Source organism: Roseibium aggregatum, assembly GCF_017309185.1.
Lineage (GTDB): Bacteria > Pseudomonadota > Alphaproteobacteria > Rhizobiales > Stappiaceae > Roseibium > Roseibium aggregatum_B.
In genome coordinates this window covers 1378065-1402441 of the sequence record NZ_JAEKJZ010000001.1, presented here as the reverse complement: position 1 = coordinate 1402441, position 24377 = coordinate 1378065, and the positions used below count along the sequence as shown (strand labels likewise).

The 24377-nt window shown below is 55.4% G+C and carries 16 protein-coding genes and 1 tRNA gene; 16 read left to right on the top strand and 1 reads right to left on the bottom strand.

Features of this window, described 5'->3' with window-relative positions; genetic code table 11:
• Positions 1-86 precede the first annotated feature (86 nt).
• The 4 genes from JF539_RS06035 (at position 87) to JF539_RS06020 (ending at position 4344) form a co-directional block, all read left to right on the top strand.
• Positions 87-1316 carry a glycosyltransferase family 4 protein gene (locus tag JF539_RS06035; protein ID WP_207139423.1) on the top strand — a complete coding sequence of 410 codons (1230 nt, stop codon included), beginning with the start codon at positions 87-89 and terminating at the stop codon, positions 1314-1316.
• Positions 1316-2923 carry an undecaprenyl-phosphate glucose phosphotransferase gene (locus JF539_RS06030; protein WP_207139422.1) on the top strand — a complete coding sequence of 536 codons (1608 nt, stop codon included), beginning with the start codon at positions 1316-1318 and terminating at the stop codon, positions 2921-2923. Before JF539_RS06035 ends, JF539_RS06030 begins: the two co-directional genes overlap by 1 nt.
• Positions 2920-4290: an O-antigen ligase family protein gene (locus JF539_RS06025; protein WP_209017013.1), complete on the top strand. Its 1371-nt coding sequence runs from the start codon at positions 2920-2922 to the stop codon at positions 4288-4290. Before JF539_RS06030 ends, JF539_RS06025 begins: the two co-directional genes overlap by 4 nt.
• A tRNA-Pro gene (locus JF539_RS06020) sits at positions 4268-4344 on the top strand. Before JF539_RS06025 ends, JF539_RS06020 begins: the two co-directional genes overlap by 23 nt.
• A 281-nt stretch (positions 4345-4625) precedes the next feature.
• Here the strand turns inward: JF539_RS06020 and JF539_RS06015 are convergent.
• Positions 4626-5519 (bottom strand): LysR family transcriptional regulator, encoded by an 894-nt coding sequence (locus tag JF539_RS06015; RefSeq protein ID WP_207139420.1) that lies wholly within the window; start codon positions 5517-5519, stop codon positions 4626-4628.
• 98 nt (positions 5520-5617) lie between these two features.
• Here JF539_RS06015 and JF539_RS06010 point away from each other — a divergent pair, with 98 nt between their 5' ends.
• From JF539_RS06010 to JF539_RS05955, 12 genes are all read left to right on the top strand, one after another.
• On the top strand, positions 5618-7267 hold the full coding sequence (locus JF539_RS06010; RefSeq protein ID WP_207139419.1) for a carboxylesterase/lipase family protein: 1650 nt from the start codon (positions 5618-5620) through the stop codon (positions 7265-7267).
• 255 nt (positions 7268-7522) lie between these two features.
• Complete coding sequence (locus JF539_RS06005; protein ID WP_207139418.1) at positions 7523-10120, top strand: PAS-domain containing protein; 2598 nt, start codon at positions 7523-7525, stop codon at positions 10118-10120.
• Between the two features lie 888 nt (positions 10121-11008).
• Positions 11009-13456 (top strand): tetratricopeptide repeat protein, encoded by a 2448-nt coding sequence (locus JF539_RS06000; protein ID WP_207139417.1) that lies wholly within the window; start codon positions 11009-11011, stop codon positions 13454-13456.
• A 54-nt stretch (positions 13457-13510) separates the two neighbouring features.
• Positions 13511-15064: a GumC family protein gene (locus tag JF539_RS05995; RefSeq protein ID WP_207139416.1), complete on the top strand. Its 1554-nt coding sequence runs from the start codon at positions 13511-13513 to the stop codon at positions 15062-15064.
• A gap of 292 nt (positions 15065-15356) precedes the next feature.
• On the top strand, positions 15357-16184 hold the full coding sequence (locus JF539_RS27600; RefSeq protein ID WP_207139415.1) for a CpsD/CapB family tyrosine-protein kinase: 828 nt from the start codon (positions 15357-15359) through the stop codon (positions 16182-16184).
• Between the two features lie 650 nt (positions 16185-16834).
• Positions 16835-17593, top strand: a complete 759-nt coding sequence (locus JF539_RS05985; RefSeq protein WP_207139414.1) for an ExeA family protein — start codon at positions 16835-16837, stop codon at positions 17591-17593.
• Between the two features lie 314 nt (positions 17594-17907).
• A complete protein-coding gene (locus JF539_RS28095; RefSeq protein ID WP_207139413.1) occupies positions 17908-18150 on the top strand; it encodes an acyl carrier protein in 243 nt (80 codons plus the stop codon).
• Between the two features lie 36 nt (positions 18151-18186).
• A complete protein-coding gene (locus tag JF539_RS05975; RefSeq protein WP_207139412.1) occupies positions 18187-20115 on the top strand; it encodes an HAD-IIIC family phosphatase in 1929 nt (642 codons plus the stop codon).
• The gene (locus tag JF539_RS05970; protein ID WP_207139411.1) at positions 20112-21062 is read left to right on the top strand and encodes a class I SAM-dependent methyltransferase; all 951 of its coding nucleotides are present in this window, start codon (positions 20112-20114) and stop codon (positions 21060-21062) included. The genes JF539_RS05975 and JF539_RS05970 overlap by 4 nt, the downstream gene beginning before the upstream one ends.
• A gap of 99 nt (positions 21063-21161) precedes the next feature.
• Positions 21162-22718 carry an MBOAT family O-acyltransferase gene (locus JF539_RS05965; RefSeq protein ID WP_207139410.1) on the top strand — a complete coding sequence of 519 codons (1557 nt, stop codon included), beginning with the start codon at positions 21162-21164 and terminating at the stop codon, positions 22716-22718.
• A gap of 60 nt (positions 22719-22778) precedes the next feature.
• Complete coding sequence (locus JF539_RS05960) at positions 22779-23792, top strand: hypothetical protein (RefSeq protein WP_207139409.1); 1014 nt, start codon at positions 22779-22781, stop codon at positions 23790-23792.
• Positions 23789-24232 (top strand): VOC family protein, encoded by a 444-nt coding sequence (locus tag JF539_RS05955; RefSeq protein ID WP_207139408.1) that lies wholly within the window; start codon positions 23789-23791, stop codon positions 24230-24232. Before JF539_RS05960 ends, JF539_RS05955 begins: the two co-directional genes overlap by 4 nt.
• Positions 24233-24377 lie beyond the last annotated feature (145 nt).

Here is a 24377-nt window from a genome sequence, read left to right as displayed (position 1 = left end):
AACTCACCTCCCTTTGCTAGTGTGCGGTTCCAGTGCCCGACAGGTTCGGTTAAGAAACCTGGGGGCGGAAACAGGGAAACTGCACCATGACATCGACTCCCTTGCGGATCGTGCATTGCGTCCGCTCGCCTATAGGCGGGATCTTTCGCCACATCCGCGATTTGGCGACGTGCCAGGCAGAGGCAGGACACGAGGTCGGCCTTATCTGCGACAGCAGCACCGGCAGCGCATACGACAACCAGCACGTGGACGAGCTGCGTCCGGCCCTCTCGCTCGGCCTGGCGCGCTTTCCGATGCAGCGCCACCTGACCGTTCAGGACCTTTCGGCAACCCTTACCCTGTACCGCCACATCCGGGACCTGAAACCCGACATTCTCCATGGCCATGGCGCGAAAGGCGGCGCCTATGCCCGGCTGATCGGTTCGGCCCTGCGTTTCAGGGGGCAAAAGGTCGACCGTGTCTACTGCCCTCACGGCGGCAGCCTGCACTACGATCCGCACCGCTTCGAGGGCCGCGTCTACCACACCCTGGAAAACCTGCTCGGCAGGATCACGGACGGAATGATCTTCGTGTCCGACTACGAAGCTGCCGCCTATGAGAGCAAGGTCGGCCACCCGCATGCCCTGACCCGGATCGTCTACAACGGGCTGAGGCCGGAAGAGTTCCGCCCGGTGGATGTGGACAGCGACGCCGCGGACTTTCTTTACATCGGCATGCTGCGCGACCTGAAAGGCCCCGACCTGTTCATCGAGGCGCTTTACAATATTCGCCTCAAGACGGGCACCGCGCCCAAGGCCCATATTGTCGGCGAAGGACCGGACGAAGAGCGCTACCGCGCCATGGTCTCAAATCTGGGTCTCGACAGATCCGTCACCTTCCACGGCGCCATGCCTGCAAGAGAGGCCTTCAAGCTGGCGCGAACCGTCGTCGTGCCGTCCAGGGCCGAGGCCATGCCGTATATCATCCTGGAAACGGTTGCCGCGCAGCGCCCGCTGATCGCAACGCGCGTCGGCGGCATACCTGAAATTTTCGGCCGCTACGCGAACCGCTTGGTCGAACCGGGTCATATCGGCAAATTGACGCTTGCCATGGCGGACGCCCTCGACAAGCCCGAGAAAATGGAGGCGAACGCGAAGGAACTGAGCCACTGTCTGGCCGAAACGTTCTCCGTTGACCTTATGAGCGATCGCATAACGGCGCTTTACAAGGAATTGCGGGGCATTGACCCGCAGGACGATCTTGTCCCCTCAGCCTCGAACGGTCGCCAAGCCGCCTCCCGCATTCACACCGCTTACGCCAGATCGAGCAACCGCTAATGAGCACCCCCGCCTACAAGCCAACCGAACCGGCCGACCCGGCCGTCTTCGAGAGAACCGAGTCCGGTCTCGATCAGCGGCTCGCCATGCATCTGCGGCAGTCCGTCCACGGTATCGCCGGGACCCCCAATATCGAGACTTTGAACCAGGCCAATTCCAGCCTGTCCCCGGACGCCCTGGAAATCGCGCGCGGTCTGGGCGGCAAGGGTATTTCCCTGCCGGTTCTGACAGGTCTGGTCCGCCTCAGCGATGTTCTGATCATCGCGACGACCTCGCTCGCCGCCGCGCTCGCGGGTGCCGAGACGCCCGTTTTCAGCCTGATGCATCTCTTTGTCGTCGGCACCGCGATCCTGTTCGCGCTCGCATTCTTTCAGGCCGCCGACGTTTATCAGACGCCGGTCATGCGCCAGGGTCTTTCCCAGCTTGGCAGGGTGGCCGCCGGCTGGACGCTGGTGTTCGCCATGTTCGCTGTGCTCAGGTCGACCACCGGGGTCGGTGCCGGGTTCTCCGAATCCTGGATCGGATCCTGGTATGCCCTCAGTCTGACGGCTCTGTGCCTGTCCCGTCTTGTCCTGTGCGCCCTGGTGCGCGGCTGGATGACCTCCGGACGCCTCGAACGGCGTGCGGTGATCGTCGGCGGAGGCACGGCCGCGCAGGAACTGATCCACGACATTGAGGCCCAGCCCGGCAACGACATCCGGATCTGCGGAATTTTCGACGACCGCTCCAACGACCGGTCGCCGCCGGTTGTCGCCGGCTATCCCAAACTCGGCAATATCTCCGCGCTGGTCGAATTTGCGCGCCTCGCCCGGATCGACATGCTCATCGTCTGCATTCCGCTGCGCGCCGAGCAGCGGGTTCTCCAACTTCTGAAGAAGCTCTGGGTCCTGCCCGTGGATATCCGCCTGTCCGCCCATACCGACAAGGTCCGGTTCCGGGATCGCGGCACCACCTTCATCGGCACCGTGCCATTTGTCGACGTTGTCGAAAAACCCATCGCCGACTGGGACATGCTGGGCAAACGGATTTTCGATCTCGTGTTTGCGACACTCGCGATCGTCGCCCTGTTTCCGGTGATGGTTGCAACAGCGATCGCCATAAAGCTCGACAGCAAGGGGCCTGTTCTCTTCAAACAGAAGCGCTACGGCTTCAACAACGAGATCATCGACGTCCTGAAATTCCGCTCCATGTACACCGAGATGGCCGACCCGGATGCCAAGAAGGTCGTAACCAAGGGCGATCCGCGGGTGACAAGGGTCGGCCGCTTTATCCGCAAGACCTCGATCGACGAACTGCCGCAACTGTTCAACGTGCTTGCGGGGAGCCTGTCGCTGGTCGGACCCCGTCCGCATGCGGTCAACGCGCATACGAACGACCGGACCTGGGACGACGTCGTGGACGGCTATTTCGCCCGCCACAAGGTCAAGCCGGGCGTTACCGGCTGGGCGCAGATCAACGGCTGGCGCGGGGAAGTCGACACGCCGGAAAAGATCCAGAACCGCGTCGAATGCGATGTCTATTACATCGAGAACTGGTCGATCCTGTTCGATCTCAAGATCCTGTTCCTGACGCCGTTCCGGCTGCTCAACACGGAGAACGCCTATTGAACCAGCTGGCGGTCCCATTTGGCAGCGCGCCGATCGCGCGCGTGCCGTATGGCCTGCCGGTCAAACGCCTGGGCGACGGGGCCTTGTGGCTGGCCGCCTTTCTGTCCGGTTTCGTGATCAGAGAGCCGGCGCCCTACGAGCTCTATATGGCCGGACTTTCGGTGGTCTGGCTCGCGTGCGGCCTGAAGCTCCGCCGGGAGTTCGGCCCGCTGATCGTCTGCCTCATGCTCTATATCGCGGGCGGCATCGCCTCGATCCCCATGGCCGAGGTCCAGGGCGACGCGATCATGTATATCGCCGTTTCCGGTTTCCTGGCGATCACGGCCATATTCTACGCCGCGATCCTGGCCGACGATCCGGACCGTTTTCGCATCATCCAGAGCGGCTACACCATCAGCTCGATTTTTGTCGCCGCCATCGGCATTGCCGGCTATTTCCACCTCTTTCCGGGGGCCGACTACTTCACGCTCTACGACCGCGCACGCGGCACGTTTCAGGATCCGAATGTCTTCGGCCCGTTTCTCGTGCTGCCGACGCTGCTCCTGATCCAAACGCTTCTGCGCAACTCGGTACTGAAAAATCTCCATCTGCTGCCACCGATCGCGGTCCTGCTCCTCGCCATTTTCCTGAGTTTCTCGCGCGGAGCGTGGTTCGTTCTCTTCGCCGGAGTGCTTATCGTCTATTTTCTTGCCCTGGTGACGGAGCCGAGCCCCCGCCGCCGCGGGCGGCTGATCCTGCTCGGGATCGGCGGCGTCCTGGCGGCCGCCGGCCTTCTCGCCGCAGCCCTTTCCATCGACTCCGTCGCGGATATGTTCGCGCAGCGCGCCCGGCTGGTTCAGGAGTACGACGGCTCACGACTTGGCCGCTTCGCCCGCTACTCACTCGGCTTTCAGATGGTGATGGACTACCCGCTGGGCCTCGGCGCGCTTGAGTTCAACAAGCATTTTCCGGAAGACGAGCACAACGTCTACCTGAAGGGTTTCACCACATACGGCTGGCTGGGCGGCACCGTCTACATCGGGCTTGCGCTCTGGACGCTGACCGCGCTTGTCCCGCTTCTGTTCAAGTCGCGCCCCTGGACGGCTTTCACTCAGAGCCTCTTCGCCGTCTTCGCCGCGCATCTGATCCTGTCGGTCATCATCGACACGGACCACTGGCGCCACATGTACATGTTCTACGGCCTGGCCTGGGGCCTGATCGCGACCGACAAGATCGAGCGGAAGCGCCTTTTGGCCCGGCGGTTCGCCCTTGGCCTCCCGTCGACCCGTAAGGCGGGACAAAACCACATTGCCCCGCCACAAGCCGCTTGCGCTTGGAATGCGAACACGATAGGTAGGTCCCGTTCGGGCAGTAGCGCAGCCTGGTAGCGCACTTCACTGGGGGTGAAGGGGTCGTCGGTTCAAATCCGGCCTGCCCGACCATTTTCCTGACATTTCGGTTCGATTCCACCCTGTTTCGCATGGCGTTTCAACGGCAAGACTTCGACGTCTCCCGTTGCAACGTGTACCGGGGCATGAGGTCCATGGGACTTCAGGAGATCAGGCAGCTTGCTGGAACCGATCGGAAACATCCCTCCGGCTGAAGCGGAGGAACAATACTACACCATGCTGCATCAAACGGCCGTGGCCGCATAAGTTAAAACAAATGGCCTCCGGCAAATCCGGCGCGGTTCAGTCCGAATGGATCCGCCTTCCCAACACCCTCAGCCGCGGTACCGCAGCGCCTCGATGACCAAACTGAAAGCCTTCGAGTGCTGCCGGCGGCTGGGATAGTAAAGATGGAATCCTGGAAAGAAGTTGCACCAGTCCTCGAGAACGGGAACGACGCGGCCTGCGTCGATCCTATCGCGGACTGTGTCCTCCAGAACCCAGGCCAGACCCAGCCCTCGTTCGACCGCGTCAAGCTGCACCTTCCTGCTGTTGCAAACCAGGCGCCCGTCCACCTTCACACGCAAATCCTCACCATCTTTTTCGAACTCCCAAGGCAGACAGACGCCTGAACTTGGCATGCGGATCTGCAAACATTCATGAGACGTAAGGTCCGAGGGATGCTCGGGCGTTCCGAACCTTTCCAAATAGGTTTTTGATGCGACGACACGCATTCGCACAGTCGGTCCGATGGGCAATGCAATCATGTCTTTCTCAATGGCTTCCCCCAAACGGACGCCCGCGTCGAATCTGTCCGCCACAATATCCGTAAGAGAAGTATCTGAGCTGATCTCGAGCTGCAGTTCGGGGTATTCCGCCAACAGTGGCTCCAGTTTGGGCCAAACAATTGTCTCGGCAGGAAGGGCGCTTGCCGTGATACGAATGATTCCAGAGGGGCGCTGCCCCTGTCCCCTTAAGAGGGCAAGCTCCTCTTCTATCGCCTCAAATCGCCCCGAAATGCTATCCAGGACACTCTGGCCAAGCTCCGTCGCAGACACCCTGCGCGTCGTTCGGGAAAGCAATCGCATTTGCAGTTTCTCTTCCAACGCCTTGATGGTCTGGCTCAGTGCCGACTGCGAAACGCCCAGCTTGCGGGCCGCTTTCGTAAAGCTCTGCTCACGCGCGACGACAATGAATGCGGCAAGATCGTCGAGATATTTTTCTGACATTGATTAGAAACTCTTCTGAACCCTTCCGGGAATTATGATCTAATCAGGTTAATTGAAAGCCCCTTTTTTTTAAGCACACAAATAGTAAGGGCCCTTCAATGATCTCTCGTCGCAGCTTTCTAGCCAGCACTTCTGTCATTGTCGGTGCCGTTGGCCTGACCGGCAACTTTCCTGCCTTTGCAGCGGACCGCCCTCTTGTGAAAGTGACTGGCGGCAACGCACAGGGTGTGGTCGAGAATGGATCGATGGCGTTTCGGGGCCTCCCCTACGCAGCCGACACATCCGGCGCCAACCGCTTCAAGGCGCCACAGCCTGTGACGCCCTGGGAAGGCGCCATCGATGCCAGCGAATATGGCCACATGGTTCCGCAGATAAGATCGACGCTGGGGTTCAACGATCCGATGTTTGAATGGTATTATCAGCCCCAGCAAATGGGCGAGGACGGCCTGGTTCTGAACGTATACACGCCCGATCTGGATCAGAATGCTGGGCGGCCGGTGATGTTTTACATCCATGGCGGTGGCTACATCAATGGATCTGGCGGCGGGACAGGTCTGAACGGCGGTCCCCTGGCGCGCTATGGCGATGTCGTCGTCGTGACGATCAACCACCGCCTCAATGCCTTCGGCTACACCGCATGGTCGCATCTGGATTCCGAAAATTTTGGTGACGCAGTGAATGCCGGTCATCTGGATATCATCGCGGCGCTGGAATGGGTGCGTGACAACATCGCGACGTTTGGCGGCGACCCGAACAACGTCACTCTCTTCGGCCAGTCGGGTGGTGGCTCCAAGATCATGTCTTTGATCGCGATGCCCGGAGCCCAGGGCCTCTTCCACAAGGCCATCAGCATGAGTGGCGCAGCTGGCCTGAACCTCGATCCGCAGGAAGAATTGCAACCATATGCTGACGCCTTCCTCGCTGAACTTGGTCTCACCCCCGATGAGCTCAGCACGGCCCAGCACCTGACCACGGACTTCGTGCTGGATGCGCGTATGCGTGCCGTCCGCGACACGTTTGAAGGTGCCCGTCCCGCTATTGACGGCAAGCATATCCTCTACCAGAGCATGTCACCCGAAGGCATGGCTCTTCACGCCGACGTGCCCCTCATGTTCGGTCATACCAAAACCGAATCCACCCTGTTCATGCGCAGCGACATGCGCAATTTCGACATCACCGAGGAACAGATGCGCAGCCGCCTGAAGGCCGGCTTCGGGATTGACGATTCCAAGGTGGACGAAATTATCGCAGGCTATCACGAGGCCGATGCCGACATGACGCCTTCGGATATTCTCTTCGCCATCACAAGCGACGTGCAATTCCGCCTGCCGCTGACCAATGCGGCCGTGACCAGGTCTTCCACCGACGGGCAAGCCCCTGTCTGGATATATAACTTCGCCTGGGAAATCCCGCGTGACGATGGCGAACTCGGCTCGCCTCATGCTGTCGACATTCCTTTTGCTTTCGGTACGCTCGATGCGGCGGGTGCCATGATCGGAACCGGTGATGCCGCGCATGAGACGGCACTCAACATGATGTCGGCCTTTGTCGCTTTCGCGCGAAACGGCGACCCGAACAATGACCGGCTGCCTGAATGGCTGCCTTACAACGGTGACACCCGGATCTCGATGTTGATGCAGGCCGAGCCAGTGGCCGCAAGCGATTGGCGTGGCGCCGGTCGTGATGCCGTCAGCGACTTGGTCATGGACCCATTTAACCGTGCCTCCCTGTGGCGGTATCAGGAGTAACAAAAAGACAGACTGCGCAGTGTCCTGTTCGCAAAGCTGCGCTCTCCCTCACGCCGCGCTTCTCCCCTCCCTCAAATTCGCCCTTTATCCGGACCGCCGGCTTCCCGTCCCCGCGAGAACCTCCTCCATTCACGGCCAGACGCAATCCCGACACTGTGAAAACCGCCTATACAGCGAATTCCTTTCGTTAATCATTTGTGATCGTTGACATCATAAATTTCGAGCATGTGTTGGACCAACCCGTAAACAGCGCCGATGACCCAGCCTTTTCCGCCGAATGAATCACAGCGCCTCGCCGCACTGAGAGCTCTCAACATCATTGATTCAGAGCGAACGCCCGAGTTTGACGCCGTCGTGAAGTCTGCCGCGTCGATTCTGGATTGCCCGATTGCGCTTCTTCCCCTGGTGGAAAAGACCCGGCAATGGTTCAAGGCAAAGGTTGGTCTGGAAATCGATGCCACCTCGCGCGATGTGTCGTTTTGTCAGCACACCATATTGCACAACGAGATGCTGGTTGTTCGAAATGCATCCAAGGATCCGCGCTTTTGCGAGAACCCACTGGTCACGGGTGAGCCCGGAATACGCTTCTACGCCGGGGTTCCCCTGTCGGTCGACGGTGTTCACAACATCGGCACGCTGTGTGTCATCGACCGCGAACCGCGGGAGCCGACCGAAGAGCAACTGGAGCAACTGCGGTTGCTGGGGACGATTGCAACGGGTCTGTTGAAGGCGCACTGCTATAACGAGATGATCGGCGCCGCCGTCTCGCAACTGGAAGCGCAGCAGCGCAATTCTTTGCGCGACAAGGAGCTGATGCAATCCATTACGGACCTTTCCGGTATCGGGGGCTGGGAACTGGACTGCGTTACGCAGGAAGTCGTCTGGACCGAAAAGACCAAGGAAGTGCACGAGGTACCTTCAGACTACGTTCCAACCTTGGAGAAGGCGCTATCATTCTACCCCGCGGAAGTTCGCAAGCGACTTGAAGATACCATCGAGGATGCCATGCGCGGCGGATCGGAGTGGGATCTGGAAGTTCCATTCATCACTGCAAAGGGCAACAACCGCTGGGTTCGGGCCTTTGGGCGTCCGATCTGCGAAAACGATGAAGTCGTGCGAATTGTCGGTGCCTTTCAGGATGTCACTGCGCGCAAAGACTTCGATCAATTGATCAAGCATTCGGAGATGCGAAACAGAAGTATCCTTGCATCGCTCGATGAGGGTGTTCTCCTGATTGATCCTGACGGAACGATCCGCAGCAGCAATCAACCGGCGGCAGAGTTGCTCAATTGCACCCGGGACGACATGCAGGGACTGAACGCAAAGGACCTGAACGTCACTTTCTGGACCGACGACAGCGAAAAGACGCCGCTCGACAACCTGTTTGCACTCGCCGCGGAGCAACCGGACGAACTGAATCACCGTGTTGTCGGACTGTCGGTTCCTCGGAGGAAATCGGTCAGCTGGGTAAAACTGAATGCGCGGCCCGTTCAAGATGCCGGCGTCGGAGGACTTGGTGGCGTGGTCGTCTCGGTGGTGGATGTAACCGACACGATGTCCCAGGCCAAAACGCTGAAGGCGATCTTCGAGAACTATCCCGGCGGCGTCGCCTATTATAACAGTGAAATGCGGCTGAGCGCTTACAACCCAGAATTCGCTCAACTTACCGACCTTCCCGAGGAATGCCTTGAGGAGGGGCTACACTTCAGTGAATACCTGACATTGCTCGCGGAAAACGGCGAATACGGCAACGGAGACCCGTCTGAACTTGCGCAGCATCGAATGGAAAGCTTCGACCTTTCCAAACGGTACTCCTATGAACGGCGCAAACCCGACGGGACCGTTCTGGAGATCCGGAGGACGCCACTTCCTGAAGGCGGAATGATCAGTACGTTTTATGATGTGACCGAGCGCAAGAGGATTGAAACGCGCTTGATTGAAAGCGAACGGGAAGCACGCGAGAAGTCACTGGAACTTGAAGTTATTCTGGCAAACATGAACCAGGGCGTCAGTGTGTTCGACGGACTGGGCAAGCTTGCACTCTGGAACCAGAAATACATCGAGATTTTCGACAAACCGCTGGGCGAGGTGAAAGTCGGCAAGACGCTTACGGAACTCATACACGCCGAGAAAGAGCGTGATCAGTTCGAGGGGAACGTAGAAAAGCACGTAGCCGACCTGATGCACTCACTCAGCGAAGGTGAGAATGTGCACTCAATGTTCCGCCATGCGAATGGCAAGGTCATATCTTCCGTACACACACCGCTGCCGGGAGGCGGATGGATCGGTACCCATGAAGACGTAACTCTTCGCGAACAGGCCACGGAAAAAATCGCCTACGCAGCGCATCATGATTCCCTTACCCGTTTGGCCAATAGAGCCTTCTTCAACGAGCAACTCGATGAACTCATGTTTCATCTCGACGAGCAAGATTCGGCTCACATATTGATGTTGCTCGATCTGGACGGCTTCAAGCCAGTCAATGACATTCATGGTCACGCCGTCGGCGATGCAGTTCTGAGCAAGGTCGCAAGTCGCCTCAAGGACTGTGTAAGGACCACTGACACGGTTGCTCGCATCGGCGGTGACGAATTTGCGATCATCCTTTCGGGTTTCGGCCGTGGAAACCCACGTCTGGCAGAGCTTGCCGAGCGCATGGTACAGACGATCAGCCAGCCCTACTCCGTCGATGGCGCGACAGTGTCTATTGGTGTCAGTATCGGAATTACCGAAATAAACACTGAAAACAAAGATCCGGTTCAGGTCATGAAGCAGGCGGATGATGCACTCTACGAGATTAAGCGGAACGGCAGAGATGGTTTCCGTGTCTTCAGCCTCGCTTCTTGTGCTTGAGCCGCCTTCCTCAACTCCGTCCGCATCCGGAACGCGAGCGGCCGGATGCTTTGCCAAGCTCCATTTCCCAGGCGCGGAACCTCGAAAGGCTGACGCGGCATTCGCCACGTCGGTGCGGCAGGCAGGCCAGACAACAAGCTCGTCTGTCAATCCATGACGCTTGGTCACTCCGCGTCCCTGGCTCGAAAATTCTTCTACTGGGCTAAAAAAACAACCAGCTTGTCCTTTTCAACACGCACCTATCGTAATATCTTTAAGGCTTCGGTTTTCAGATTCGCATAGTCAATTTGTCATAAACGACCCGGAGCGGGTGAAATATGTTTTTGTCATATATTGTTCTCGTTGGGCTTTACTTTTTCATAGCGTTTTTGTTCTTCGCACTGAGCGCAATGGAACTGGTCGAGACCAACCGAAGCAGCACCGGCCGGTTGGTAGTTGCCTTGGTGACCGCTTGCGGGTGGCCGCTCAGCGTATCACTGGTTTCGATCGTGCTTTTGGTTCTGGCTTCTCAAGGCTCAACAACGAAAAAGATCGAAACCGCAACCTGATGCTGCGTTTCCGGACCCGGCACAAGGCAGTTTGGACCAGGACCGGGGCCAAATGGCGATAGCCGCACCGGGCGCGGTTAAAACCATCGCTTTTACAAGTCGTTTTCGCCCTCTCGTGCTGCTACTTGAATTCACGAAACAGTCATCTGCAACATCCGGGTGGCGAAACGATCGGTTTTTTAAAAATTCTGAAAGGCTTGCCGCCTAAAAACAGCCTCAATATATTGGCTTCTAGCGTTTTAACCCTAATCCCAGTATTAAAAAATCGTTACTCGAACTTCGCCAACACAAGGCGTATTTAACAATGGTTCGTATTTCTAAATTGCAGGAGCATGGATTAATGAGCCTGGCACCTCGTTTCCGCAAGGTCGTCACCCCAATTTTCCTTTCAGTTAGTGTATTGTACCTTGCCGGCTGCAGTTCTTCCGAAGAACGGGCGCAAGCTCACTATGATCGTGGTGTTGAACTTGCGGACCAGGGAGAGTTCGTCAAAGCCGGTCTGGAATTCCGCAACGCGCTGAAACTCGACAAAGACAATGTGGAAGCATTGTACGCCCTTGGAAACGTTGTCGAGCGACAGGGAGAAATCCAGCCGGCCTTCAGAATATACACCTCTGTTGCTGAACAAGATCCCGAACACCTGCCGGTTCGCTTCAAGCTGATTTACATGCTCCTGGCCGCGAACCAGGTTGATGCCGCTCAGAAATACATCGATCAGGTCACCGCGCTCGACAGTGACAATTCTGAAACCCTTGTCGCACAGGCGGCAATCGCTTTGAGAACCGGCAAACGAGAAGAAGCCGAGCGCCTGGCTAAGGACGCGCTCAAATCGGACCCTGAACTTGTCGACGCTCTGGTCGTCCTAGCCACTTCGCGAATGATGGCTTCCGATCCGGCCGGAGCATTGGAATATCTCGCCAAGACCCCCGAAAGGAGCGAGGGAGACATCGGGCTGCAGGTCCTGCGGCTTTCCGCTCTCGACGCTTTGGGAGACGAGCCGGGCATAGAACAGCTTTTCGGCAAACTGGTTGAGCTTTATCCCGAGCAACCTGCCTTCACTCAGGCTTGGGCCAGATGGTATTTGAGCAAGGATCGTAAAGACGACGCGGAACTCATCGTTCGCCAATATGCAACCAATAATCCGGCCAACGATTCTGCACAGCTCCAACTGATCGCCTTCCTCAACACGTACAAGGACATGGATTCCGCGCGTGATGAGCTTGAAAAAATTATCAAGCAACGCGATGAACAAAGCGGTGAAAGCTTGGACTTGCGCATAGCATTGGGTCGTTTGCTGTTCACTTCCGGCGCTCAGACGGAAGCGATCGACCTCATGCAATCGATCTTGACAGATACAAAGGACGACCAAACTCAAAACCGGGTCCGGAATATCCTTGGCGCCATGTTCGTCGACACCGAAGAATTGGATCGGGCAGAGGAGCTGGCGAACGAAGTTCTCGCCAATGACAAGAAGAACGTCGACGCCTTGCGGTTACGTGCCTCCGTCAAGCTTTTGACCAACGACAGCGCCTCTGCTGTCGACGATATTCTGGTCGCTTTGAATGAGGCCCCCGAGAACGCGCAACTGAACGGGATGCTGGCAAGCGCCTATGAGAGAAACGGGTCTTCGGCTTTGGCTGAAGAACAATATGCCAAGGCCTTGGCCCTTACCAAAAATTCACCCACGGCGGGCTTGCCGATGGTGCAATTTCTCCTGAGGCACGGAAAAGTCGAGCAAGCGCATCGCGTCCTGGAAGCAATTCGGGAAAATGCACCGACGAATGTCGAAACCCTCAAGCTTCTGGCCCAGTTGAAACTCGCGACCCAGGACTGGCTCGGCGCTCAACAGGTCGCAGAAACCTTGCGCAAGCTTGAAGAGTCCGGCGAGGCAGGAACGGCAGACAAGATTACTGCCGCAGCACTTGAGGGTCTGGACAGACGCGCCGACAGTCTCAAGGTTCTGGAGGATTCGTTTGCCAGTACTGAGAACCAGCAAGACATTTTGCCTTCTCTGATCAGGGCCTATGTTCAATCCGGACAGCACGAAGCCGCTATCTCACACCTTGAATCGGTATTGGAAACCGAGCCCACAAACATTTTGGCGCAAACCCTGCTTGGCTCGGTTTACACGTCCATGGGTCGGATCGATGAAGCAGAGAAGGCGTTCAAGGCGGCTGCCACAAATGACGAGGGCGCGCTCGGGGACACATCGCTCGCTCAGTTTTATATCTCAACCCGAAATCTCGACGAAGCCGAAAAGGCGGTACGCGACGGCATGAAAAAAGATCCCGGCAGCGCAGCTCTCCGCCTCATGCTGACGTCGATCATGCAACAAACGGAACGTTTCGACGAGGCCATCGCCGAGTACGAAGACATGTTCGCACAGGATCCGCAGTCGACCGTTGTCGCAAACGATCTCGCCAGCCTGCTTTCGGAGCGCCGTGGGGACGAACAGTCGCTGGAGCGTGCGTTTGAGATCGCGCAGCGCTTCCGGAACTCCGAAATCCCGCAATATCTCGATACACTTGGGTGGATCTACTATCTGAGAGGCGAATACTCCTCTGCTCTTCCCCTGCTCCGGTCGGCCGCTCAAAAGCTCCCTGATCTCGGTTTGGCGCAATACCACCTGGGAATGGTTCTCGCGGCTGCGGGCCAAACCGAGCAAGCCATAGAAACTTTTGAGAAGGCATTGGAGCTTAGAACTCTGATGACCGAAGAGGATCTGGCGAATGCGGAAAAACACTTGGATGACCTGAAAAACGCGCCGTCGGCGGTAGAGAATAATTAAACTGTTTCATACTGGCTTCAATATGCGCGGATTGGGCAACAATGGTTAGGATCAATGGAAGATAGCTTTGATCTAAATGGAATTTGGGCGATCGTTCGACGCCGATACCTGTATGTAATTCTTCCTGCGGTGGTCGTTTTCGCAGTAACGGTTGTCGTCGCCTATATGCTGCCGCGCAGTTACGAATCGAAGGCAGTTATTCTGATCGAGTCCCAACGCATCCCGAGCGAGTTGGCGTCTTCCACGGTCACGGCCAGTCCGAGCGAACGCATCAAGGTGATCGAGCAGCGTCTTCTGGCCCGCGAGAACCTGCTCAGTATTGCCGACAAGTTTGCCCTTTATCGAAACGGAGAGGAGGTTCCCTCTCCAACCTCGATTGTGGATGCCATGCGCGCCGCAATCACGATCGACCAAATCGATGTCGCCGCATCGCGCAGAAATACGGAAATAGTCGGTTTCAATGTCTCCTTTCAATATCCGGAGGCAACGACCGTCGCTCGGGTCACGAACGAGCTGGTCTCTTCAATTCTTTCCAGAAACCTGGAAACCCGGCTCGGCCGCGCTGCGGAAACCAGTAACTTTTTCCAACAGCAGCTGCGCACACTGGAAACCAACCTTCTCGCACTTGAGGCCAAGATCGCGTCCTTCAAACGGGAAAACGAAGCAGCACTTCCAGAAACACTGACTGACCGCCGTGTCGAACTTAGCGAAGTCAATGCGCAGATCGCTCAAATCGATCAGGAAATCAGACTCGCGGAACAAATCAGCACGGGTGACGCGGGTAGCGATGAGCTGAGCACTCAACAGCTGGACTTTCGGCTTCAGTCCCAGCAACTCAATTACGACGCTTTTGTGGAACGCCGTGAGCTGCTTACTCCTCTGGCCGAAAAAGGGTATGTGTCCAAGAAGACCATGGCTGACCTTGAGCGGCAGATCGCCCAGGCCGAAATCGAAATCACGGCAATCAAGGCTCAACTGGCGCAGCAGGGCTATACCGCTGATCCCAATACCAGAATGGAACTGCTCAAAGGGCGCCGGAACGAACTTAAAACTAGAGCCGACGATCTGAAGAAAAGCATTTCATCAACGCCGGTGATCGAAGTTGAACTTGCCGCGATGAACCGCGAGTACGAGAACCTGCAACGGGAATACAGCCAGACGAAAGCGAAACTGACCGACGCTCAAATCGGAGAACGACTCGAACAGGACCGGCAGGCCGAGCGTTTCGAAGTGCTCGAACAGGCCACGGTTCCGGAAAAGCCTTCCAAGCCAGACAGGAAACTGATCGTTCTTGCTGGCGGAGCCGGCGGTGTCGCGATTGGCGTGGGGCTCGCTCTTCTTCTGGAGTTTCTGGATAAAAGCATTCGCACTGCGAGCGATCTGGAACGGCGTTTACAACTTCGCCCGATCGCAGTTATTCCTTACATGATGACGGAAGAAGAGCGCCGGGCAAGATTGGTGCGCCGGCTCTCGATAACAGTGATCACTATCGCGGGAATCGCCGCCGTGCTTGCACTTGTGCATGTTTTTGTGCTGCCGCTGGATCTGATTGCAGAACGTGTTCTGGAAAAGATTCAGCCTCTGTTACCAAACCTCAGCCTACCTTGACAGTCCAGAGCACGGGATCACAACTTCAGTTTTAGGGGCGATCGGGAAATGGCTGTGTTCAAGATTCGAAATAGCTGGAGACCGGGAAGGTTTTCGAAATTTTACGGCTTACGAGCCGCATGGTTTCCGGTCGAGCCGAAGGCCGCTGATCCGGCTCTGAAGATTTGGAGCAAAGCCTTTGCATTTTGCGCACCCATTGCTCTGCAGACGATCGCTCACTCTCCTTTGCGGGTTTGACGCAAATCTGAGTTTTTTGGACCGTGCTTTAGACAGCCTGAATCGGAGAATATGAGTGGAACATATCAAAAGCGCTCTGCAAAAAGCCGGCGTGCTGAGTGAAAACCACCAGCCTGCGGAAAAAACGGTCACACCGGTGCAGGTCAAGCCCAGCCCGACCAGCTCTCAGAAGGTGCGGGACACGGCGCCCCCCGCTCTGCGCACAGTGAAAATTGACCCAAAACATCTGGAGAAGAAGCGCATCGTTTCCCAGTCGATGAGCGATCCGAACCATATTGCCTTCAATTTGCTGCGAACCCGTGTCAGGAAGGCAATGTTCGACAACAAATGGAAGACGCTTGCGGTTACCTCGCCGACGCCCGGTTGCGGAAAGACCATGGTATCCCTCAATCTGGCTTTCAGCCTGGCGCGGTCGCCGGGCCTGAAAACGGTTCTGGTCGACCTGGATCTCAAGAGACCTTCCATCGCTCCGACGCTGAATGTCGAGCCCAAGTCCTCCATCGCTCAATTCCTGCTTGGAAGGGCGAAGCCCGAGGACTGTTTCGTTCAGGTGGATGAAAATCTGATCGTCGGTTTGAACAGCGGCCACACGCCGTCGTCATCGGAACTGATTCAGGCTCCCAACATGCTGGACCTTTTCAGTTTCATTCAGACGTCCCTGACGCCCGATGTCGTCGTCTTCGACCTGCCGCCGATGCGGAGCAGCGACGACGCCTTGGCCTTCCTTCCACGTGTAGATACCGCATTACTGGTCGTTGCCGCCGGTACGACGACAACGACCGAAGTGGACGAATGCGAATTGCAGATAAGCGAACTGGACAAGCTTCTCGGCCTGGTTCTGAACAAGTGTGAAAACGCATCGACTGAAGAATACTACTATTGATCGATCCCTTCGGGTGCTTCACAAAAACAGCCTTGCTCCAGCATCGGATCAGATTGACTTGAGTACTGCCTTTCTTGAAAGAAAAACGTCGAGGCAGAAACCCCTCTCCTCGAGTCCCGATCCAAAAGTTGCTGATTTCTAATTGATACCAGCTCGAACAGATTTGAGATTTACTGGCCAATGAACCGAAAGGGAATATCAGCCGGACAAGTCGTTTTCTGCTCCGGCCTAGATCATTGAACGATGAAGCTGCACCCTGTTTCAAAAACTGGTCGCCTGCTGAGTTTCTGCCGCAATCGTCTCTTACCATGATCCTTTAGGCGATGATTAAAACCCGATGACGGCAAATTGTTTTCACTTGAAAAGCCCGGCAAAATTTGCAGCCAGGGAATTTACCATTCCTAGAGTTATTTGTTGAACAATGATTCCAACTCTTGCTTAGTGCAATCAATGGAAAACGCTTGCACTGCAACAAAGTCTGTTTATTAGGTAATATGGTTTGCTGAAAAAAGCCGATGCAAGCAAACTTAAAAATTGAACCTCCACCGACACCGGGGACAATGATGTATGAGCCGTATTACGGTCTCTTGACAAAGCCGTTTGCACTGGTCCCCGATCCACGTTTTATCTATTGGGCGGGGCCACACAGCATGGCATTTGCCATGCTGGAATATGGTATCGTCAATCACGCCGGTTTCACTGTGATCACCGGAGAAGTTGGCGCCGGCAAAACGACTTTGATCCAGCACCTGCTGAGCAAGCTTCCAGGCGACGTTGCAGTCGGTCTACTCGCGAACACGGGTGGTGGTGGCGACCTGCTGGAATGGGTCCTGATGGCTTTCGACCAGGACTTCGAATCCGGCTCGCATGTCGCTCTCTACAAGCGTTTCAAGGATTTTCTACTAGAGCAACACAGTCTTGGGCGGCGAACCGTCCTCATCGTGGACGAAGCGCAAAACCTCGGGGCTGAAACTCTCGAAGAGTTGCGCATGTTGTCGAACTTGAACACCCATGAGCGGGAGTTGCTGCAGATTGTCCTGAGCGGTCAACCCGAGTTGAAGACCCTCCTGGCCGCGCCCAGCCTGAGGCAGTTTGTCCAAAGGGTGTCTTCCGATTTTCACCTTTCCTTTCTGGATCAGCAGGAAGTCAAGGGATACATCGAACACCGTCTGGAAGTGGCCGGAGCGACAAGGCCACTCTTCACCTCCGGAGCCTGCGATCTGGTTTTTTACGCAACGCAGGGCACCCCTCGCCTTATAAACACCTTGTGCGATACCGCACTGCTTTACGGATTTGCGACGGAAAGCGACGAAATCACAGTCGAGATTGTGAAACGGGTGCTGGACGATAAACGGCGCTTCGGTGTCTTCCCGATCCACCCCGGCCCTCAGTATGACTACTCCAAGTAGCCCAATCCGGACTGACCAAATGGCTGAAATAAGCGCACGCTGCCTGCATTGGGCAGTCGAGCAGCCCCGACCCCGGAAACGCATTCGACAACCGCTGAAAAGCTGGACCGACCACCCACCCTTAGCAAGAGGCACATCGCTCGCCTGAGATAATTGACCTCTTGTCACAAACGCAAAGGATTGCCATACTGCGCCGCAAATCGAATGTCTTCGAATTTGCAACCCAGTTAACGTTGAACTATCACTCATTCCAACACAACTTCTTTCATAGATAAGTTGGTGTTCAGTACTGAGTGCGCAAGGCAAAACATAATATGAACAGATCTTCTATATTTGAACAGCTCTCTGATATTTTTTTGGACGTAATGGATTTGGATGACTTTGACTTGCAGGATTCTACAAGCGCGGAAGAAGTCGAAGAATGGGACAGTCTCAGTCACGTTAGGCTTGTGGCCGCTGTCGAACGTAGCTTCAAGATACGCTTCTCCAACGCTGAAATAGAGAAAATGCAGTGCGTGGGTGACCTCGTAGATTCCATTAGTGACAAACTCGGCTAGCGTATTAGCGCCAGAGAATTGACGAAAGAGATCGCGATGAGTGATTTTTCGCTCAAGGGCTTGAGCTGGCTTCCCCCGGCGCCAAACGATTTCAGGAAGCGAGGCAAATCACTCGTTGAAGGCGAGGAAAACGTGCAGCCGAATGATCTCGTTCGCCTCGGTTCCTGCGCGATGAACGTCGATCAGCTCACCGCTTTTTCCAAAACAATCAAAAAGCTGGAAAATTCAGGAAAGTTGGCGGCACTGACAAAAGTCAAGGTCGCTCTTCTATCGGACGGAACGACTGAACACCTCATACCCGCAATCGAAGGAAGTTGTCCGCGCCACGGATTTGTTGCTGAAGTTTATGCGCCCGCGTACGGTCAGGCTGTGCAAGAAGCGTTAGATCCGGAAAGCGGCCTGGCGGCGTTCAATCCTGAGGTCGCGCTGGTGGTTTCCGACTACCGTAGCCTTGGTATGTCTTCCCCTCACTTTTCGGCGGAAAGCGCGAGCGAAACAGTCGCAATTGCCCTGTCAAAAATTCAGGCAATCGTGCGTGCGCTGGCGCACCGGGGAACGACGACAATTCTTCAGACCATGCCCGCGCCGGCTGAACCCTGGTGCGGGAACTACGACCGTCGAATTGACGGATCGATCAGTTCAATGATCGAAGCCTTCAATCGTGCGCTGTTCGAACTTGCCAGCGAAAGTTCGGCGGTTATTCTAGACGTGGCCAATCTCGCGGGTCAGATAGGACGATCCAGCTGGTTCGATCACAGCTACTGGCACCGAGCCAAATTGCCGTTCTCCATGGACTATGTCCCCCTTTATGCAGACCACGTTTCGAGGGTCCTTTCTGCTATACGCGGGAAGTCGCGCAAATGTCTGGTGCTGGATCTCGACAACACATGTTGGGGCGGTGTCATCGGCGATGATGGAGTGGAAGGCATCAGACTGGGGCAAGGCTCCGCGGACGGTGAGGCCTTTCTCGCGATTCAGTCATTTGCGCTCGACCTTAAAAAACGCGGTATTGTCTTGGCTGTCGTTTCCAAGAACGAGGATGCTGCTGCCCGGTTGCCGTTCCGCGAGCACCCGGACATGTTGCTGAAGGAAGATGACATTGCCGTTTTCCTTGCAAACTGGAATGACAAGGCCACAAACATCCAGCACGTCGCCAAAACGCTGAACATAGGAACTGATGCCCTCGCCTTTCTGGACGACAACCCCGCAGAAAGACAAAGGGTAAGGCAGATGCTTCCGGAGGTTGCTGTTCCGGAGCTGCCCGATGACCCCGCGTTCTACCCTTCAGCCTTGGCGCATGCAGGCTACTTTGAAACGGTCGGGCTTTCCGCAGACGATGCAAAGCGCCCCGATCAATACAAAGCCAACGCAGAACGCGCTGTCGCACTGGAGCAAATCGGCAACTACGACGATTACTTGCTTTCTTTGGACATGACGTGTTCGCTTCAACAATTCGACAAAGTCGGCCGAACGAGAATTGCGCAACTGATCAACAAGTCCAATCAGTTCAATCTCACGACGCGCCGCTATACGGAAGCCCAGGTCGCTTCTATGGAAACGGACCCCGACATATTCGATCTTCAAGTTAGGCTGGTCGACAAGTTCGGGGACAACGGCATGATTTCTGTCCTGATATTCAAGAAAGGAAGTCAGGAGTGGATCTGCGACAGCTGGCTCATGAGCTGCAGAGTGTTAGGCCGGCGAGTGGAAGAAGCCGCACTTTCAGTTGTGGCCTCCGCGGCCAAGCAGTCAGGAGCCAAATATCTGGTAGGCGAATATTTGCCTACTGCCAAGAACGCAATGGTGGCCAATCACTTTCAGAAGCTCGGCTTTCAAGCCGATGGGGAAGCAGATCCGGTCGGTACCCTTTGGCGTTTGGACCTTGAAACCTACGAGGTTCCAACCCTGCCGATGAAACTCGTTCTTTTTGACCAACACCCAGAACCGATTTCAGAAACGATATGAACCAAAACGCTAAAACAGCCCAGCTGAATAGTTTTCTCGATCCCTTTCCCGCCACGAAAGAGATTGCCGGCGCGGTGTTGCGCGCCTGGCCCGAGCACAACGACTTTATTTTAAAAAGCATGTCCGAGCGTAGCCCGGAGTTGATGCAGACCACTGAAACTTTAGCCAGCGCGGCATTGTTGCTGGCAGGGTCTAAAATCGACCGTATCGCAACACATTACCGATGGACCTGTGACCGGCTGAGAGACGAAGAACTGTTTTTTCATCGGGAAGGCCGCTACCGTCTCTCAACCTTCGCCGAGGCCAACGAGGAAGTCTATTCAAACGCCGCCTATATGGAAAAATATATGGATGGCCTCTTGTTCAGCCAGGTCCTCTGGTTCAATCACGCAGCCAGTTGCCATTTCTTTTTGACCACAACCCCCAAGATCCTGCCCGCGAAAAGCCGATACCTCGAAATCGGCCCGGGTCATGGGTTGATGATGTATCTGGCCCTGCGGGAATTCGACCTCGATTTTGCAACGGCCTGGGACTTGTCGGCTGTTTCGATAGAGCAGACAAAACACGCACTTTCCCTGTTAGGCTTTGACAATATCAATTTCGGCGTCCGGGACATCATGGAGTTGAGCCCCGGCGAGGCGGAATTTGACCTTATTGTTCTAAGCGAAATTCTGGAACACCTCGAAGATCCAATGATCGCGATGCGACACATTCGCAGCTTAACGACCGAGGGCGCCTACGTTTTTGTCAATGTTCCGATAAATAGCCCGTCTCCGGATCATTTGTATCTCATGCAAACACTTGACGATGCGCGCGCACTGCTGACTGAAACCGGATTCAAGATTGTCGCCGAGGACTTCTACGCGACGAAAGGAACCCCGATCGACAAAGCATTGCGCCGAAAAGTCTCCATTTCCGCCTGCATGCTCGCTACTCCAGCTGTTTAAGTGGGTAGGCACAAAAAACGCTGCGACTTGAGCTGTTTACGCTGCCTCTTTTTGAAAAGTTTTGCAGGCCAGCAAGTTCGCTAAGTAGGCATAGATCAAATGCTGTTCAGCTCCCTTCAGTTTATCTTCCTGTTTCTCCCGTTCACGCTCGCGGGATACTACGGTCTGATTTACTTCGGCAAACGAGACTGGATATTTCTATTTCTCGTTTTCGCGTCCTTGGTCTTCTACAGCGTTTGGAACCCGCCATATGTGTTTCTGCTCATAGGCTCCGTCCTTGGAAACTATGTTTGCGGCAAAATCATCCAAACCCGCGCGGAAAAAAACAAATCCAATGGACTAAGCTTGCTGCTCGGAACCGTCGGCAACCTCGCTATCCTTGGCTGGTTCAAATACGCTAACTTCTTTGTAGACAACGTAAATGCTGTCACATCCACTCAATGGACTCTCGACAACATCATTCTTCCTCTCGCGATTTCGTTCTACACCTTTCAACAAATTGCCTATCTTGTTGACATCGCGCGCGGAGAAGTAAAGGCGGGCGGAATTTGGCGCTACGCCACCTTCGTCATATTTTTTCCTCAGCTCATCGCCGGCCCGATCGTCCACTACAAGGAAATGATGCCGCAGTTCTTCGGGCGGAACCTCGGACGCTTCTGGCGGGCCGATCTCGCTGTGGGTCTCACGATCTTTGCTATTGGGCTGTTTAAGAAAACAGTTATAGCCGATAGCGCCGCCACGTTCGCCTCCCCGGTATTTGACGCAGCCCACGCAGGCCAGCCGATTGATCTTTTGATGGGGTGGAAAGCGGCAAGTTGCTACACCATACAACTTTACTTTGATTTTTCCGGATACTCCGACATGGCAATCGGCCTTGCGAGGATGTTCGGTATCCGGCTCCCGGTAAATTTCCATTCGCCATTGCGTGCAGGATCAATTATTGAATACTGGCGGCGGTGGCACATAACCTTGCAGCACTTTATCGTAAACTACATGTATCAGCCCCTGGTTCTTCCGCTTGCGCGGTTTTCTGTCGATCGGGGATACGGGAAGTGGGGCTCCTTTTTTGTCACGGTCGCCGCGCCGACTGTGCTCGTGTTCATAATAATCGGCTTGTGGCACGGATCGGCCTGGACGTTTGTTCTCTTCGGTCTCATGCACGGCACATACTTGGCCGTAAACGAGTGCTGGCGTCTGCTCATGCGAAAGAAACGCAGACGTGGTGGTGGCCCCGGTCAGTTGACCGTTACAGTCTACTACCTGATCACACTTGCCTGTGTTGTGCTGGCCAACGTCATGTTCCGAGCAGTTACCCCACAGGATGCCTGGACGATCTGGGCGGCAATGTTTCAAATCAACCAAATTACTGGAGCGTGGGAGGCGTTTCCGGGAACCTTGGCTGAGGTTTTCAGCGAACCCTTCCTCTTCGTTTTGTGTTGTGTGTTTATCGTCGCACTGGCACCGAACACTCAGCAACTCCTGAGCCGATATCGTCCAGTTTTGGAATGGGAACGCTGGCGGAAAGTTGCCTTGCCGGTTATTCCGTTGACCTGGCGCCCGACTGCGTTGTGGGCTGTTTGGACCGGTATTGTTCTCTTTCTCGGTATTGCCTTCATTTCACGCGCGCAAACGGAATTCATCTACTTTAATTTCTAGCTCAAGGTGGCTCTTGTCGTGATAGGACGTCCAATATCGCTAGGCTGGTTTGCTCTTGTGGTGACCGCGACCTTCGTTGCCTGCTTTATCATCACCTGCGCCATTCCTCAGGACCCGTATATCCGCTATCAATCCTTTCGCGGCACGATTTTCGAACGCCTGACTTGGGTATATGAACGAATTCATTTTGACGAAAAGCCTATCGATGTCGTGATAATTGGGTCTTCGCGGGCGGGACGAGGCATAGATTCCAGGCTGGTTGAAAAGGATCTTTTGGCCAAGGGCCTGTCCTATAGCGTCGCCAACCTTTCCCTACCCGCATCCGGCCTGGACATTCGCTATACCGAAGCCGAAGAGCTGTTCAGAACTCGCGATGTCAAGCTACTTATCCTGCCAGTGGTCGAAGCCCTGCCGCGTGACGGTCACCAGGCCTTCGGGGATCTTGCGACACCATCCCAAATCCTTACCAGCCCGCCGATTGTAAATCGGAACCTTCCATTGAACTTGATTCAGCTTCCGATGCGGCAAATCAAACTCGGTGTCGCAACTCTGGTGCCGGAAGCATTCGGCTATCGCGCGTCCTTCGATCCCGAGACGTATCAAGGATCCTATCGGCCAGCAGGAAAACCAAATGAAGAAGGGGGCTCAGGACAAGGCGCTCTTACGGACGCAGAGCACAAAGAAGCACTCGAAAAAGAGTCGCGCAGAAGACACAGACAGATCAGGCCCCCCATTTTACCCGACAGTTTGGGATGGGTGGAATTCGGTGTCTCTCGAAGTTATGTGAAGAAAATTCTCGAACTTGCTGAAACCAACGGCACCAAAGTCGCTTTTGTGTTCTTGCCGTTCTACAAAGGCTACAACGAACCTCGTGACTTGGCGTGGCTGGAACAGTTCGGTCCGGTTTTTACTGCGGATTTCATGATGGACGACGCTCGCAATTACTCCGACGCCGCACATGCTTCAGACCGTATACTCCCCCAGATCGCTCAATGGATAGCAGATCGCATCGCCATGACGCTTGCCCCCGAAAATGATCCAAAATCCGTTTCTGCCGACGAGAAGACACAATGAACCCGACGCTCATATCGGAACTTTCTTTAGCCGCTCCCAAAATACATCATGTGGGCATCGTAATGCCCGATATGGAATCTGCGGACCATTTCATGGCGCTCTTTGGCCATAAGGAAGAGTATAGAGGCTTCGTTCCCGAGTTTGAGTGCTGGTGCTTGTTTTGCCATGCACCTGCCGGGCAAGCGGCCGTGGAACTGGTGGTCCCTACCGGTGGGTCTCTCTCGAAATTCAATAAAGGCGCCGGCGGCCTTCATCACTATGCGATCGAAACAGAAAACCTGGTGGAACTACAACGTCAGTTCGCGACGAAAGACATGCCCATGCTGAAACCTGAACCGGTGAAAGGCGCGGGCAACTTTATCTGCAATTTTTTGAGCCCAGTTGTAACTCGGGGAATTCTGATTGAGTTCGTCGAGCTATTAGACCAGCCGAATTCCTAGGTTCAGGCGCCGAAAACTCGGCGATCAGACCCGTCGAACCTACACCGTTCCTCGAACGCCGCCATGATACCCGGCAGTCACCGGCTATAGCGTGCAGGAACAACCAACGTCAGCCTAACGTGCCTCAGCTGCGCCCAGCGGTTTT